20 protein-coding genes, 1 tRNA gene and 1 pseudogene are annotated in these 13734 nt (G+C 31.7%); 14 read left to right on the top strand and 8 right to left on the bottom strand.

The annotated features are described in order from the left end of the window. The first annotated feature begins 1 nt into the window (after nucleotide 1). Genes ACW9XA_RS05785 through ACW9XA_RS05770 form a run of 4 tightly spaced genes read left to right on the top strand, consistent with a single transcriptional unit; the run spans nucleotide 2 to nucleotide 2130 of the window. Nucleotides 2–328, top strand: coding sequence for an RNA polymerase Rpb4 (locus ACW9XA_RS05785; protein WP_457763429.1), 327 nt, complete (start codon nucleotides 2–4; stop codon nucleotides 326–328). Between the two features lie 20 nt (nucleotides 329–348). After that, complete coding sequence (locus tag ACW9XA_RS05780; RefSeq protein ID WP_300323344.1) at nucleotides 349–915, top strand: DUF655 domain-containing protein; 567 nt, start codon at nucleotides 349–351, stop codon at nucleotides 913–915. Beyond that, entirely contained in the window at nucleotides 912–1619 is a 708-nt protein-coding gene (locus ACW9XA_RS05775) for a ribosomal RNA small subunit methyltransferase A (RefSeq protein WP_457763428.1), read from the top strand. The genes ACW9XA_RS05780 and ACW9XA_RS05775 overlap by 4 nt, the downstream gene beginning before the upstream one ends. Further along, nucleotides 1594–2130, top strand: coding sequence for a HemK2/MTQ2 family protein methyltransferase (locus ACW9XA_RS05770; protein ID WP_457763427.1), 537 nt, complete (start codon nucleotides 1594–1596; stop codon nucleotides 2128–2130). The genes ACW9XA_RS05775 and ACW9XA_RS05770 overlap by 26 nt, the downstream gene beginning before the upstream one ends. On the opposite strand, the gene ACW9XA_RS05765 is transcribed toward ACW9XA_RS05770, so the two are convergent. Further along, complete coding sequence (locus ACW9XA_RS05765; protein ID WP_457763426.1) at nucleotides 2131–3162, bottom strand: isocitrate/isopropylmalate dehydrogenase family protein; 1032 nt, start codon at nucleotides 3160–3162, stop codon at nucleotides 2131–2133. A gap of 112 nt (nucleotides 3163–3274) precedes the next feature. Between ACW9XA_RS05765 and ACW9XA_RS05760 the strand changes: the two genes are divergently transcribed. From ACW9XA_RS05760 to ACW9XA_RS05745, 4 genes are all read left to right on the top strand, one after another. Beyond that, nucleotides 3275–4021 carry a metallophosphoesterase family protein gene (locus ACW9XA_RS05760; RefSeq protein ID WP_457763425.1) on the top strand — a complete coding sequence of 249 codons (747 nt, stop codon included), beginning with the start codon at nucleotides 3275–3277 and terminating at the stop codon, nucleotides 4019–4021. Between the two features lie 33 nt (nucleotides 4022–4054). Next, nucleotides 4055–4141, top strand: a tRNA-Ser gene (locus tag ACW9XA_RS05755). 35 nt (nucleotides 4142–4176) lie between these two features. After that, on the top strand, nucleotides 4177–4338 hold the full coding sequence (locus ACW9XA_RS05750; protein WP_014965662.1) for a hypothetical protein: 162 nt from the start codon (nucleotides 4177–4179) through the stop codon (nucleotides 4336–4338). Between the two features lie 49 nt (nucleotides 4339–4387). After that, nucleotides 4388–5905: a tyrosine-type recombinase/integrase gene (locus ACW9XA_RS05745; protein ID WP_457763424.1), complete on the top strand. Its 1518-nt coding sequence runs from the start codon at nucleotides 4388–4390 to the stop codon at nucleotides 5903–5905. On the opposite strand, the gene ACW9XA_RS05740 is transcribed toward ACW9XA_RS05745, so the two are convergent. Next, nucleotides 5902–6819, bottom strand: a complete 918-nt coding sequence (locus tag ACW9XA_RS05740; RefSeq protein WP_457763423.1) for a hypothetical protein — start codon at nucleotides 6817–6819, stop codon at nucleotides 5902–5904. The two genes, ACW9XA_RS05745 and ACW9XA_RS05740, sit on opposite strands and share 4 nt — an antisense overlap. A gap of 66 nt (nucleotides 6820–6885) precedes the next feature. On the opposite strand from ACW9XA_RS05740, the gene ACW9XA_RS05735 reads away from it, so the two are divergent. The 4 genes from ACW9XA_RS05735 to ACW9XA_RS05720 all read left to right on the top strand — a co-directional run bounded on the left by ACW9XA_RS05735 (nucleotide 6886) and on the right by ACW9XA_RS05720 (nucleotide 10116). Further along, on the top strand, nucleotides 6886–7068 hold the full coding sequence (locus ACW9XA_RS05735; RefSeq protein WP_457763422.1) for a hypothetical protein: 183 nt from the start codon (nucleotides 6886–6888) through the stop codon (nucleotides 7066–7068). Further along, nucleotides 7065–9329: a primase C-terminal domain-containing protein gene (locus ACW9XA_RS05730; RefSeq protein ID WP_457763421.1), complete on the top strand. Its 2265-nt coding sequence runs from the start codon at nucleotides 7065–7067 to the stop codon at nucleotides 9327–9329. The genes ACW9XA_RS05735 and ACW9XA_RS05730 overlap by 4 nt, the downstream gene beginning before the upstream one ends. A gap of 1 nt (nucleotide 9330) precedes the next feature. After that, complete coding sequence (locus tag ACW9XA_RS05725; protein WP_457763420.1) at nucleotides 9331–9687, top strand: DeoR family transcriptional regulator; 357 nt, start codon at nucleotides 9331–9333, stop codon at nucleotides 9685–9687. Nucleotides 9688–9927: 240 nt separating this feature from the next. Continuing rightward, nucleotides 9928–10116, top strand: coding sequence for a hypothetical protein (locus ACW9XA_RS05720; RefSeq protein ID WP_457763419.1), 189 nt, complete (start codon nucleotides 9928–9930; stop codon nucleotides 10114–10116). Nucleotides 10117–10127: 11 nt separating this feature from the next. On the opposite strand, the gene ACW9XA_RS05715 is transcribed toward ACW9XA_RS05720, so the two are convergent. Further along, nucleotides 10128–10418 carry a hypothetical protein gene (locus tag ACW9XA_RS05715; RefSeq protein ID WP_457763418.1) on the bottom strand — a complete coding sequence of 97 codons (291 nt, stop codon included), beginning with the start codon at nucleotides 10416–10418 and terminating at the stop codon, nucleotides 10128–10130. 82 nt (nucleotides 10419–10500) lie between these two features. After that, nucleotides 10501–10713 (bottom strand): hypothetical protein, encoded by a 213-nt coding sequence (locus ACW9XA_RS05710; RefSeq protein WP_457763417.1) that lies wholly within the window; start codon nucleotides 10711–10713, stop codon nucleotides 10501–10503. Nucleotides 10714–10807: 94 nt separating this feature from the next. Here ACW9XA_RS05710 and ACW9XA_RS05705 point away from each other — a divergent pair, with 94 nt between their 5' ends. Continuing rightward, a complete protein-coding gene (locus tag ACW9XA_RS05705) occupies nucleotides 10808–11344 on the top strand; it encodes a hypothetical protein (protein WP_457763416.1) in 537 nt (178 codons plus the stop codon). Nucleotides 11345–11469: 125 nt separating this feature from the next. Here the strand turns inward: ACW9XA_RS05705 and ACW9XA_RS05700 are convergent, their stop codons facing one another. From ACW9XA_RS05700 to ACW9XA_RS05690, 3 genes are all read right to left on the bottom strand, one after another. Beyond that, a complete protein-coding gene (locus ACW9XA_RS05700) occupies nucleotides 11470–11667 on the bottom strand; it encodes a hypothetical protein (RefSeq protein ID WP_457763415.1) in 198 nt (65 codons plus the stop codon). A 66-nt stretch (nucleotides 11668–11733) separates the two neighbouring features. Further along, entirely contained in the window at nucleotides 11734–12252 is a 519-nt protein-coding gene (locus ACW9XA_RS05695; RefSeq protein WP_457763414.1) for a hypothetical protein, read from the bottom strand. Nucleotides 12253–12259: 7 nt separating this feature from the next. After that, on the bottom strand, nucleotides 12260–12529 hold the full coding sequence (locus tag ACW9XA_RS05690; RefSeq protein WP_457763413.1) for a hypothetical protein: 270 nt from the start codon (nucleotides 12527–12529) through the stop codon (nucleotides 12260–12262). A 161-nt stretch (nucleotides 12530–12690) separates the two neighbouring features. On the opposite strand from ACW9XA_RS05690, the gene ACW9XA_RS05685 reads away from it, so the two are divergent. Continuing rightward, nucleotides 12691–13446, top strand: a complete 756-nt coding sequence (locus tag ACW9XA_RS05685) for a DsbA family protein (RefSeq protein ID WP_457763412.1) — start codon at nucleotides 12691–12693, stop codon at nucleotides 13444–13446. A 19-nt stretch (nucleotides 13447–13465) separates the two neighbouring features. Here ACW9XA_RS05685 and ACW9XA_RS05680 read toward each other — a convergent pair. Then, nucleotides 13466–13734 (bottom strand): annotated as a pseudogene (locus tag ACW9XA_RS05680) (virginiamycin B lyase family protein); the annotation flags it as partial.

Below are 13734 nucleotides of genomic sequence, written 5' to 3'. Positions count from 1 at the left end.
TATGGAAGAAGTAAAAAAGAAACAAGCTATTTCTCTTTCAGAAGTTAAAGAAATTTTAGGCAAAGTCGATGTTGAAGAAATGGATCAAATTCAACGTTGGACATATGATTATGTTTCAAAATTTGTATCCACCGAACCAAAGGATGCAAAAGAAATGAAAAAACAATTGATTAAAGATTGTGAATTAACAGAAGATGAAGCTGTTGAAATAGTAAACATCAGACCAACAAGTTTGGCAGAGTTACGTTCCTTCACATTTGGTTGGAAAAAACTAATTCTTGCTGAAACACTAGAAAAAATGCTCAAGATAATCAAGGAGCATTCGTAAGTTTTTCGGAGTATTTTATTTTGTATCGGGCACAACCCCCAGCTAGAAAATATGAAGAGTATGCATATGTTTTAGATTTCAATCCTAGAGGAAAGTCATCTACCGTAAAGGGCAGGGATGGAATTATTATCACTGCAATTGGTGAAGACAGACTAACTCTTTTAGAAATTCTTGGAATTCCAAATTCTACATTTGAAATTGGTGAGAAGATCTATATCGGAAAAGAAGGACGTACTAAAGTTCTATCTGTTTTAGGAAAGATGGATTATAATCGAATATCATCGTCTGCACAAAGTGAATTAGAGTCTGTAATTGAAAAAATTGTAACTAATAATGAGGAAAAATTTGTAACATATCTGAACAATGCACAACCATTAACTCCTAGAATTCATGCACTAGAATTGATTCCTGGAATTGGAAAAACATACATGAAAACAATGCTTGAGGAGAGAGAACAAAAAAAGTTTGAAAGCTATCAGGATTTACAAGATCGTGTTGGATTCAAAGAACCAATTAAACACATTTCAGAAAGAATTCTTGATGAAATCACTGGTGAAAGTAGAATGAATCTCTTCGTTAAGAGATGATAAAACGAAAAAAACTCGGACAACATTTTCTAAACTCAAATTCTATAGCAAAATCCATCATCTCTGAGGCAAAAATCACCAAAGATGATATTGTATTTGAAATTGGCATTGGACAAGGAATTCTGACCTCTCTTTTGTGTGAAAAGGCTGGAAAAGTAATCTCTGTTGATATTGACGAAACACTAGTACAAAATGCAAAATCCAAATTTTCTCATATAGACAATCTTGTTCTAAAATCTGGAGATGGCTTGAAGAAAAAAGACAATTTCACCATTTTTGTATCAAATCTTCCTTATTCTAGGAGTAAGGATGCAATTGAGTGGTTGGCTCAAACATCTTTTTCCCATGGTGTGATTATGGTTCAAAAAGAATTTGCTGATAAATTGCTTGCAAAGTCCTCCAAGAATAGAAAAGCCATTAGTATTATAGCAACTCATGCCTTTGACATAACAACTGTATCCAAAGTCGGAAAAAATAATTTTTCTCCTCCTCCAAAAATCGACTCTGTTATTCTTAAAATAGTTAAAAAAAATAATCTAAGCAAAGATCTTGTTCAAACAATCAATAAGATATTTTCATACAGAAGAAAAACTGTCAAAAATATTTTGAAACAATTTGATAAAGAATCTATAATAGATAAACGAGTGGATGATCTTTCAGGGGATGAAATAATTAATCTTGCAAAACAAATTCTCGAAAAATGACGAATATCCTCCTTCTGAGGATACTTTTTTCATAGCAAACAACATAGAAAATGAAAAAGGAGAATATGCATTAGATATTGGAAGTGGTTCTGGGTATCTCACACAATTACTCTCTGATAATTTTTTGTTTGTGGTGGGCACTGATATCAATTGTAAGGTATTGCAACATCAAACTTCTTACAAAACAAAGAATTTGATTTGTTGTAATGGTTCAGATGCATTAAAAATCAAATTTGATTTTATAATATGTAATCTACCCTATCTTGCAACTGACGAAATAATAGATGTTGCAACCGATGGCGGTGCAGAAGGATTTGAAATTCCTAAAAAAATATTCGATTCTGCAATTAGTAATCTTGCCATAAATGGGAAATTTGTTTTTGTTACATCTTCCTTGTCTAATTATCAAAAATTGATAGAATATGCTGAGAAATTAGGCTTGAAAACTCGAATTGTGGGCAAAAAGAAACTATTTTTTGAAGAATTAATTCTTGTAGAAGCAGTTTGGTGATTATTTTCTTAGATTTTCTTTGGCATATGTAATAATTGCATCTGTCATTTGTGTTGTTGATGCGTTACCACCAATATCCCAAGTCACTGCTTTTCCTTCATTGATTACTTTTTCAGTAGCGTCAAATATTGCATCTCTAATTGCCCTTTCTCCCATATAGTCTGCCATCCAAGCTCCTGATAGTACAGTTGCAGTAGGGTTTACTTTGTTTTGTCCTGCAAATTGTGGTGCACTACCATGTGCTGCCTCAAACATTGCATAGTTATCTCCAATGTTTGCAGAATAAATTAATCCGATTGAACCAACAAGAGCTGATGCAAGTTCTGAAATGATGTCCATAAATAAATTGGTGCTAACTAATACTGCACCATTGAACTGTTCAGTTGCTATTACCATCTGTTGTGCCATGTTGTCAATGTAAATTTCAGATAATTCTATGCCTGTTCCTTCTACTGCTTTTTGTGTTTCATCCCAAAATATCCCGTCTGTTTGTTTCAAGATGTTTCTTTTTGTGATTGCTACCATTTTTTTCATATTGAATTTATTTGCCCAGTCTACTGCAGAATCTACCAATCTTCTACTTCCTTGTCTTGTAATCTTTCTAATTGCAATTGCTGCATCATCTGTGATTTTTGCTTCTACCCCTGTGTACAATCCTTCTGTGGCTTCTCTGAAACATACACAATCGAGTTTTCTATCTGGAGTTAATCTGTCATAAGTTTTAGTAGGTCTAATATTTGCATAAAGATCAAATTTTTGTCTTAATGTAACTGCAACACTTCTTGGTGCGCCTGGAACTGGAATTGTAGTTGTTGGACCCTTGAAACAACAGTCTGCTTCTTCTAATGTCTTCATGGTTGCATCAGGAATGTATGATGCATCTTTTCTACCATTTTTGTCCCACTGTTCTGATCCTGCCTCACACAAGATTAGTTCTGATTGAAAGTTGCATTCCTTTAGGACTTTGAGCATTGAATCTACAACCTCTGGTCCAATGCCATCTCCTTTCATTACTGCTGCTTTTTTACTCAAAACTGCAGTAACTTGAGGAGTTTATTATTTAATTCTACCTTGTATTTGAAAATGTTTTCTACATATTTTCTATAGTGATGATTTAATACCTAATTTGATAAATGATATTCAAATGCAGATTGTTCAAATCTCTGATCTTCATGTCGGCTCTCAATTCTTACAAGAAAAATTTGATGTTTTAGTAGATGAGATTAATGAACTAAACCCTGATGTTATTGTGATTACTGGTGATTTGACTAATGAAGGTTTGATGAAAGAGTATGAAAAATGCAGATCATTATTATCAAAATTTAATACAAAAAAAATTATTGCCATGAGTGGAAATCATGATTATAGAAACACTGGTTATCTGTTATTCAAAAAATTCTTTCCATTTGAAACTGTAAATGAACTAGATGATGATGTGGTATTGGTCACTGTTGGAACTGCTAGACCTGATAGAAATGAAGGTGAAGTAGGTTATAGACAAAATTTGTGGTTAGAAAGAACTATGAAAAAATACAAAGATAAGGTAAAGATTGTTGCAATGCATCATCATTTAATTGCAATTCCTGATACCGGTTCTGATCAACTTACTGTCGTTGATGCAGGTGATGTTCTTAGAACTGTTTTAGATTCAAAGGTGGATATAGTATTATGTGGTCATAAACATAGGCCATGGGCTTGGAATTTTGGATCACTTACTGTTGTAAATGCTGGAACTGCTACATCTGAACGAGTTCGTGGATTTTTTGATAATACCTACAATATCCTTACAATAAATGACAAAAAAGTTCGAGTGGATCTCAAAATTGTAGGTGGAAAAAGACTTCCAATCAATGAAATTGTGAATAATTACCGCCAATTCTCCGACGAATGAATTTATTTACAGATAAATTCTAGGCCTCATTATGCGGGGGTCGCCTAGCCTGGTAGGGCGTAGGATTGCTAATCCTATGTCCGCAAGGACGCGGGGGTTCAAATCCCCCTCCCCGCGCCATTAAAACTTAATAGACGGATTTCAGAAGTTTTTCTATGGGACGAAGAAAAACACAAAAAATTATTCGCACTGGCCCAAAAAATGCCACTACTGGAATGTGTCCTCTTTGCAAAACAATTGGTAAGATTTTCATTCTTGGTTCACCTGGTGAGGAGAGAGCAAAGTGTGAAAAATGTCGTCAAGAATTTGAATTATAGTTAAAGCTGTCAAATACACCTATTATCTTTAATTTTCTGACTATCCTTAATGTTGAAGGTTTACCAAGTTCTAAAGAAATTTGATTCAAAGAAAGATTATGGCTTTGAAATTCGTCCACAATATGCAAGATGTCTTGCAGTAATGAAAAAGGGTGAGAAGATTGATTCTAAAGCATTTGCTAAAGTTCACAAAAATGAGTTCACTCAAAGAAGAAACACAATGGAGGCAACTTTAGCAGTTGTTTACAAAGCAATTTCGATTGGTAAGAAGATTGGAATACTAAAAGAAATTCCTAATGATTCTGTACCAATATTATATGATGATTTTTGTAAACTAGAAACTGTCTCTTACTTTAGAAGTCAACTCAGAGGTAGTAATCGTAAAAATATTGAATCTGTCACAAACGGAACTAAAGATACCTACGCTAGACATCTACATTATTTTAACAACTGGATTTTTGGAAAAACTTTGGAATACACAACAGAAGTTCAGACAAGCAAAGACAGCTACAAAAAAGTAACAAAGAAAATAACTCTAAATGGTGTTGAACATTTCCTAAAAATCTTTTCTGAAAGTCATTATGATAAAAAACCCTTTGTCAAATTAATCAAGAGTTACTTTTTGGAATCTGATGTTAAATTAAAAAGTAAATCTATGAGAAATAACTCCTTTTTTGCAATAAATGAGTATTTCAAAAAGAATGAAGAGCCTATAGGATTAAGCTTTGATCCTAATGCAGGAATCCAACTTGATGATAATGATTCTGAACAAATAATGACGTTGGATGAGTTTCTAACACTCCTAACAATAGGAAAGCCAAGTCTAACTGAACGGGCTGTATTTTTGTGTAAATTCCAAAGAGGTCTTGATTCATCTACTCTTGTTGACCGCTTTAATTTTGAGATTTGGTCAAAGTTAGTAGAAGCATTTGGAACAGAAGATTATACAAAATGGGATTTAAAAAAATGCCCAATTTTGTTAGAACTGACAAGAGTCAAGACCCATGTATCTCATTTTGGTTTCTTAGATAGAGACGCAGTTTCAGCAATAATTGACTATCTTCCTTATAGAAAAAAAATTACAGGACAAGAAATGGGTGACAAGGGTGCACTTTTCTTAAATAATTTCCAAAAACCAATCAAAGAAACTTGGATAACTAAAAGCTTTGATAGAATGAGAAAAAATTCAGGACTGGATGAAATCTTAAACTCAAAATCTGTAGGAAATGGATCACGAAAGAAATACCGAATAACCCCTCATGAAACTCGTGATCTTTTGAAATCTGTACTGATAGATTCTGATGTAAGGTATGATTTGGCTGAAGAGTTCATTGGACACAAAACAAAAGACTCGTATGAAAAACAAGCACAGCTATTTACTGCAACATTGAGAAAAGAGTACATCAAAGCCTCTGGAAGGTTGAATATTTTTTCAAAGTTTAAGGAAATTTCCAAAGGTGCTAATTCCAATGAAGATTTGGAATTGAAAATAAAGGAAATGAGTCTAAAAATGCAGAAGATGGACAAGAAAATTTCTAGAACTAGTAAACTCAGACGAAAGTCTTAATCTAACTTATCAAAAATTGCTTGAACTGTTTTTCTATTTGTAAGCATATCTGTAATCTCCTTTATCGTAGATTTCATTAGATAGTGAAGTTCCATGTCTTGATTAATAATTGAAAATAATTTATCAACATTCTCAAGGGTTCTTTTTTGAAATTCTGCAACTATTGATTTTATTTCCTCTTCGCTTTGTTTTATCGTATTATTTTTATCATATTCAATATTATTTTGCAGGTAGAGATTAGTCAGTTCTCCAGAACTTGTACCTACATGTAATAAATTAAAAAATAACAGGAAGGTAAAACGTTCAGTGATTTTATCATCAATCTCATGATTCAAACTTTCAAAAGTATCACTTACTCCCCAATCCATTTTTGTAGGAATTTCTTGAACTTCTGGTTGGCTATATTTTCTAAATATTTTAACTTCAACCATCCCCATTGGAATGACAATACTTTCATCTAATTTCCCACCAAAAATTACTTCATCCTGAATTTTTCCTTCTAGTTCGGGTCTAATGTCTATTCTTTCTAGTGTTTTTCTTAATACATCAAATAAGACCTGTTCATAACTTTCAACTAATTCGCCCCAATATTTGAACAACAAAGGAAAAAAATCACGGTCAAGGTCAATACTTGAAATTTTTTGTGTTGATTGCCATTTCAAATATGCTAAAATTCCCAATCTAGTTATCTGAAAACAAAAATAATTTTCACCTCCATGATATTCTGTTTTTGTCAATCTAAGAAAATAATTTTCTAAAAAATATTTACTGTGATTTCTAAATGTTTTAGGTTCAATTCCATATTTCTCTAACCCTTTAGCCGTAATTCCTTTGGAAATTTTATTTGATTCATCCCGATATTGCTCGATGAACACTTTGATAATTTCTGCTTGTTTTGTAGTTAAATCTAACATGGGAATTTTTTCCTAGATTTTTCCTATCTCAAATCGAGTTAATTAAGGGACGAATCTGCTAAATTATTGACAATTTCAACCCGAATCACGCCTGAATTAATTGAATATGAGTGTGAATGCTCAGATGTTAAGAAATTCAGAATTGTATTTGATGGTGATTCTACTGGAAATTATATCATAGAATATTGTCAGAAATGTTTTGATTCAGACGACAAACAGTTTTTAATTTCAACAGAGGTTCTACTTTGAAAGTAACAGATTCTAAATCTTACTCTTTAAGACATGAAACTTTGTCTAGTTTAAAAGAACAAGGTCTTAAAATTTTTCCATTAAAAGATAAAAGACCTGCTGTAACTAATTGGCAGAAATATGTTGGTGATGTAAATGAACAACAATCCTTTGGAATTGTAATGGGTGGAGAATCAAATATTTTTGTCATTGATGTGGATGATTATTCTTTATTTCCACATTTTGAGCAATTCTTAGATAAGACATATGTTGTAAAAACAGGAAAAGGATTTCATATTTTTGTAAAAGCAAATATTTTACCACAAATAATGCACCTTGATAATAATAAAGATCAACATATTGACATTCAATCCACTGGAAGTTACGTTGTTGGTGAGACTTCTGAACATTATGATAAAACTTCTAGTGGGGATTACATCAAATCAGGTAAAATATATAAAAAAATTTCCAACACGAGAACAATCAATTACGTTAATTTTGAAATAGAGATTAAACCAATTCTTGAAAAATTAGGATTTAACTTGATTAAGAAACCAATCAAGGAAGAATTATCAAATGCCATTAAATATGGAGTGACTAAGGGAAATAGAAATAACACATTATTCAAATTGTCATGTAATCTTTTAAAAACAGTTGGAGATAATGAAATAGCATTTAACACCATTTCAACAATTAATGATAAATCTAAAGAGCCATTAGATAATCAAGAACTAGAGCAATTATTTCATTCTGCAATAACATATGTCCAAGATGAAATTCTAGAAAGTAATCAAAAATTCCGAATAAGTGATAGAATAGAGTATGAACTCCTAGATAAATCCCCAAATGAACTTCGTGCAATCACATTAGATGATGATAAAACAAGGCTAATTCTTGTCTATTTACCTGTAAAAATAGAAGAAAATGGGTTAGAAACTTTTGATTCCAAAGCTTTCATAATTTCAAATGGGATATCTGGAAAACAAATACGGGCACTAGAAGATCCTCAATTTAACGAACAATACACTACCAATCTTTTTTCAAGTTTTAGAATATTGAATAATAAATGGAAGAATAAAGACATTCAAAAATATATTCAATCTAATGATAAAGTAAATCCAAAACAAGTTTTTGAATCTCTTCATAGTCTTGAACTGAAATACTTTGAGTATGAATATGAATACGATTATTATTATAATCCATGTTGGATAACACACACATATTTTTACACTCTATTTGACATTACACCTTACAATGATTATTCTGGAATGAAAAATACAGGCAAATCAAAACATTTGAAATTTCTAAGAATGCAATGCTATGGAGGAATCTCTTCTGGAGACGCTAGTATTTCCTCCATATTTAGAACCATTCAAGGTACAGGGGCAACATTACTGTTAGATGAAACTGAAAATCTTAAAGGAGGCAAAGATGACCGTAGTGATTTTGAGAATTTACTTAGAAATGGTTTTTCAAAGGAAGGATTGGTTACTAGATCCAAAGAAGGAAAGAACAAAGAATTTCACCCCGAGTTCTTTTCTGTTTTTTCACCAAAAGCACTTGGACACATTCAGGGTTTGGATAATGTTTTAGAAGACAGATGTATCAAAACAAAACTTAGACGAACAACCAACAAAAAAATTGCAGATAGTGAACCTGATGAACACGAAGATCCACAACTCTACAAAACACGAGATTCACTTTACAGACTGTTCTTAGATTACGGTGATGAGATCTATACATTAATCCCTAAAGCAAGAGAACTGATCAAAGAGCTATCGGGGAGGGAGATGAAATTATGGCTTCCAATAATTACCATGGCTCTATTTTATGAAACACATGGAGTTGAAGGAATTATTGATAAAATTACAGCAAAAATGCTTCATACTTCTGAAGACAAAAAAATATCTGACATTGAGGATAACATTGATTTTAAAATTTTACAGATTTTGGAGAATCTAGAGTCAATTCCTACTCAATCACGCCTACTTTACAATGTAATTAACAATTCATTGCATGAGCAATGGAGACTGGAATCTCTTGGCGACGCTAAAGTGAAACAATCTCTGGAGAGACTTGGATTTAGGAATAAGAGGGGAAACAAAGGTGTTGTGTGGAGTATTGCTACTGAAAAAATCCAAGAAGCAAAAGAACGAGTAGGATTGGTAGAGCCTACACAAGCTACATTGTCTGAAAGTGATTCTAGTCATACAAGTGTAGGGAATGTAGCTAGTGCAGGAAGTGTACCTCATGATAGCATGGTGAAAATAATGGAGAAATAAAATGATTAAAAATGGATTAGAAGATATTGGAAAAAACTATTTTCAACCAAATTATATTTCAAAATATACCAAACTAAAAGATATTCAATACTTTAAGCAGTTTTTTTGTGATTACTTGCAAAAAGTGGAATATGTATCTGATGATAATTTAGATGAAAGTTTTCTGCGATGGTGTGATCAACTAAGTCATGGTAGAGCTCCACTTGAAGTAAGAAGAATTGCAATGTTTTCACTTTGGATTCATTGTAATTTAAAACAAGTTCACATTGCACAACTACTTGGTGTAAGTACAAGAACAATTCGAAGAGATATGCGAGCATTACATAAGGAAATTGGGAAAAGCGGACACTATTATTGAAATTTTACGCATACATCTTGTCCGCATTACAAAATTTTTTGGGATCATATGACACAACATCCATTATCTAATTTTAAATGCGTAAATGTCATTACTGTTAATCTGATGTATGATACCTTTTCACCAAATTTATGGTTGTACTAGATGTGGAAATATGTTTCATATTCATTTTCGCTATGTCCAACGTTGTCCTCATTGTAGAAGTGGACTTAATTATGCACAAAAGCTTGAATTGACAACATGGTGACAAAAAGAAAATGCCCAAACTGTCAAAACACTAATCATGCAAAAATTCTTTGGGGACTCCCTGCCAATATGAGAGAAATCGAGCACGCAATAGATAGAAACGAGATTGTTTTGGGTGGATGTTGTGTATCATGGGATGATCCTAAATGGAAATGTAATGATTGTGGAACTAGATGGAATTAGAAATATTCACGTTAAGATATTACAATATACCAAGTTCCAATGGCAATTACTGCATATACAATAATTCCAAGCACTCCAAATCTTTGAAAAATTTTGATAATTGCAATGATGGGAAGTATAGTTAGTATCAATAAAACAACTGGAATGACCCATGCGGTTTGCTCTACTGCTAGAGGCTCTAAAGCAGGCATAATCATCTTCAAAATCCCAGCAGGTGTGATATCGATATTGAATCTCATTAGTATTCCTAAAGAAAACCCTTGAATCACTGCTGTTGGAATTAATCCTGCTGATTTAGCCATAAAATAGGTATAATTTTGTGCTTTATCAATAGGGCGTTGGAATTAATTAATTCTACATTAAAAATTCCATGTTGTGGATTATCTAACTAGACAAGAATTTACCGACTTTTTTTAGTCCAAAACTGGCTGAAATTCCAATTAACACAATTCCAGTTATCAATGGTAACATCATAGTTAGTAAATTATTGACAGGATCTTTGATCATATCTGAAAATGTCATCGAAATACCTGAGATTGTAAGAATTACTCCTATGACAAACATTATCAAAAGTACTATGTTTGGTGATGATACCATGTTAACTTCATAAAATATTAGATATTTTAAGTATATGCCTTTACGATAATAGTGCAACCATAAAGTTAAGAATCATATTTATTTTAATTATTTTATGATCACAGTAACTCAAGAAGAATATTCAAAACTTTGTGAAAAATATGATTTTTTTAAAAAAATTGGATTTGAGGGATTTGAGACAAAAATATGGTTAGTTTTCAAAGCACTTGTTGATGAACAAGTAAGTGTCAAAAGTGTTGCAAAAAACCCCTGCCAATCACTTATGGAAAACGATGTTCCTTTTCACAACATTAGAGATTATTTAGATCAGTTAAGTAATGATGAACTTCTTGTAAAATTATCAGGTGGAAATTATATCCTCAAAGATGATCGCTCTTATGAATTACATCGAATATGTTATCAAATTACTTCAAAGATAGTTAAAACAAAAGCCCCTTTGCATACTTTGATCAAAGATTGTGGTTATGTGTATGATACTAGGAATGTGGAGCTTGTAAGGAATTTCAATAATGGGGACATCAATGCTAAAGAAAATACATTCAATGACTTGATGACGCAATTAGCGTTTGCAGGAGCACGTTTGCTTACTAAAATCGTCGTACATATTGATGAAAAAATTCCTGAAGTGTAAGATGGATTACTGGTCACTTTGCGGATACAAAAAAAGAAAATTGCTGACAAAGTAACTACGGAATTACTACAATGATGAACATCCAGATAAGAAAAAATGGAAATGGAATTAATATTGATAAAAACTCAATGAGTTAATTCAGGTTTCAAAGTCCATGCTATGCCTAACATTACAAATGGAATGGACATTATTCCAATTATTCCCAATGTTGTATAGAAAGCAGATTCTGATACATTTGGATTGTTAATTATCCAAGGAAGCGGCAATGAAATTACAAACCAAATCAATGCAAGTAAGACAATTAGTTTTTTATTAATTTTCAATTAATTATTTTGTTTTTACAATTTATTTTTACGTGTATCGTATTTTAGTACAATAAACGAATACGATTAACACGCTAAATTCTCTTCATCATTTAACATATTCCAAAAGTCAAATGCAGTATACTGTTCTGATACTACATATGGAATCCCGATGATTGTTGTTTGATATTGTGTTACCACATCCATCTTTCTAGGATCGATCCTAACGGTATCGTCACTACCACTAAACAAATGATCAAAGTGCATGAAAAGAGTTTGCGAATATTCTAATGATTCTGAACTGTATGTTCCATCTGCCTCAAAAATAGAATTTGGCATAATACTTGCAGAATCAATTACATAAGTGCCCAAAAGTTCCTTTTCAAAATAAATCATAATATCCAACTCGTTAAAATTTGCTGGAATCAATGAATTGTTACAGATATTGATTGTACCATCTGCCGTATAAAATGAAAAAAATCTAAAAAGATTATCATTTCCACCCCATTCTAGTTGTTCCAATGCATAGACATTCACTAATGAATATCCAACTGTCCCAATTATGATTATGATTGCAATAAAACTAATTATTTTTTGTTTTTCCATATCTACCCTATGGATTCATCATTGCTGCTCGCTCATTTATTTTTCCATCATATGTTCCAACTACTACATCCCCTACTTTTGCGTCACATGGACCAATATTTACAGAAAATCCGTCAAAGGATTCAGCAATACATCCATCAGCAGTATTTGCAATAATTTTAACTTGTTCTGTTATTTCATCAGGTGACATATACCATGTAAGATATGAAAATAACAAAATTGACACTCCTAGTATTGCAATTACAAGAAAAACTGTAAACTTTGAATTTTCAAACAACGTTTAAAATAAAAAAAACTGGTATAATAATTACAGACTAGTTTTACCATTGTACTAACAAGTGACTAGTTATGAACAATGATGTAATTAAGATTTCAAATTTGTACCAAAGTTCTTTTAATTTATAATTTTAATCGTTAAAATATCACATAAGAGAAAACATGAAGAATAATTTTAATCTAAAAAATCTTGTAGAGAACAATCTTCGTATTAGTATAATTTCTGGATTGATAATTGTATTTGTTCTAGGTTATTTTATTGGAATAGAATCAGGACAAGATATAGTTAGAAAACAAGAATTAGAAAAACTTGAACAAAGAATGGAAGAATTAAAGACTCCTGAAATTAGTCTATTTTTCCAAATTTCCAAAGACAATGACCCTATTTTGGGAGATCCTAAAGCACCTGTTTCTATCATTGAATTTTCAAATTATCAGTGTCAGTTTTGTGCTCGATTTTATTCAGATACATTGCCATTGCTCTATTCTGAATATATTGAAACAGGCAAAGTGAATATTATCTATCGTGACTTTCCAATCCAAAAAATTTATTCAAATGCAATGTCTACAGCCCTTGCTTCAGAATGTGCAAATGAACAAGGTAAATTTTGGGAATATCATGATATGTTATTTGAAACTCAAAATTCATGGAAACAAAGCAAGTACGATTTACTTATTTTAACATTAAAACAATTTGCCAAGGAATTGAATTTGAACCAAGAAAAATTTGATTCTTGTCTAGATTCAAGTAAATATGCTGAAGAAATAAATCAAGATATTGCTGACGGAGAAAAATATCTAGTTTTGGGTACTCCTACATTCTTTGTTGGAAACGAAGAGATGGGATACTCTTCAATATTTGGAGGACAGACATTTTCAGACTTTCGAATAGTGATTGATGAAAAATTAAACCAATAGTTTTCTAAAATTAAAAAGATTAGATAACTTTGATTGTGACATAAGTTGATATTGATACATCTGGAATTTGCGAACCTATTAAAATTTTATAGATTCCTTTAGGGGCATTTTCATCAACCAAGATTGTAACAGGTATTTGCAATACTTGTTCTGAAATATGTGTTGGTTCGGTTTTTGTATTTATTTTAATCATTTCAGAATTAGAATTTCCAGATAAAACTAAATTCATACTTTGGCTTGTTTGTGGTGTTACAGTAATCAAAACTTCTTGTTGTTTTCCTTGTTTGA

It is taken from the genome of Candidatus Nitrosopumilus sp. bin_6a, from assembly GCF_054095695.1.
This window is presented reverse-complemented; position numbering and strand designations above follow the sequence as displayed.

What these genes read in the sequence shown, in the direction of transcription:
- ACW9XA_RS05685 (WP_457763412.1), top strand. Translation starts at nt 12,691, where the DNA reads ATGAAGAATAATTTTAATCTAAAAAATCTTGTAGAGAACAATCTTCGT.
- ACW9XA_RS05745 (WP_457763424.1), top strand. Translation starts at nt 4,388, where the DNA reads ATGTTGAAGGTTTACCAAGTTCTAAAGAAATTTGATTCAAAGAAAGAT.
- ACW9XA_RS05785 (WP_457763429.1), top strand. Translation starts at nt 2, where the DNA reads ATGGAAGAAGTAAAAAAGAAACAAGCTATTTCTCTTTCAGAAGTTAAA.
- ACW9XA_RS05740 (WP_457763423.1), bottom strand. Translation starts at nt 6,819, where the DNA reads ATGTTAGATTTAACTACAAAACAAGCAGAAATTATCAAAGTGTTCATC.
- ACW9XA_RS05705 (WP_457763416.1), top strand. Translation starts at nt 10,808, where the DNA reads ATGATCACAGTAACTCAAGAAGAATATTCAAAACTTTGTGAAAAATAT.
- ACW9XA_RS05715 (WP_457763418.1), bottom strand. Translation starts at nt 10,418, where the DNA reads ATGGCTAAATCAGCAGGATTAATTCCAACAGCAGTGATTCAAGGGTTT.
- ACW9XA_RS05775 (WP_457763428.1), top strand. Translation starts at nt 912, where the DNA reads ATGATAAAACGAAAAAAACTCGGACAACATTTTCTAAACTCAAATTCT.
- ACW9XA_RS05760 (WP_457763425.1), top strand. Translation starts at nt 3,275, where the DNA reads ATGCAGATTGTTCAAATCTCTGATCTTCATGTCGGCTCTCAATTCTTA.
- ACW9XA_RS05720 (WP_457763419.1), top strand. Translation starts at nt 9,928, where the DNA reads ATGGTGACAAAAAGAAAATGCCCAAACTGTCAAAACACTAATCATGCA.
- ACW9XA_RS05750 (WP_014965662.1), top strand. Translation starts at nt 4,177, where the DNA reads ATGGGACGAAGAAAAACACAAAAAATTATTCGCACTGGCCCAAAAAAT.
- ACW9XA_RS05725 (WP_457763420.1), top strand. Translation starts at nt 9,331, where the DNA reads ATGATTAAAAATGGATTAGAAGATATTGGAAAAAACTATTTTCAACCA.
- ACW9XA_RS05695 (WP_457763414.1), bottom strand. Translation starts at nt 12,252, where the DNA reads ATGGAAAAACAAAAAATAATTAGTTTTATTGCAATCATAATCATAATT.
- ACW9XA_RS05710 (WP_457763417.1), bottom strand. Translation starts at nt 10,713, where the DNA reads ATGGTATCATCACCAAACATAGTACTTTTGATAATGTTTGTCATAGGA.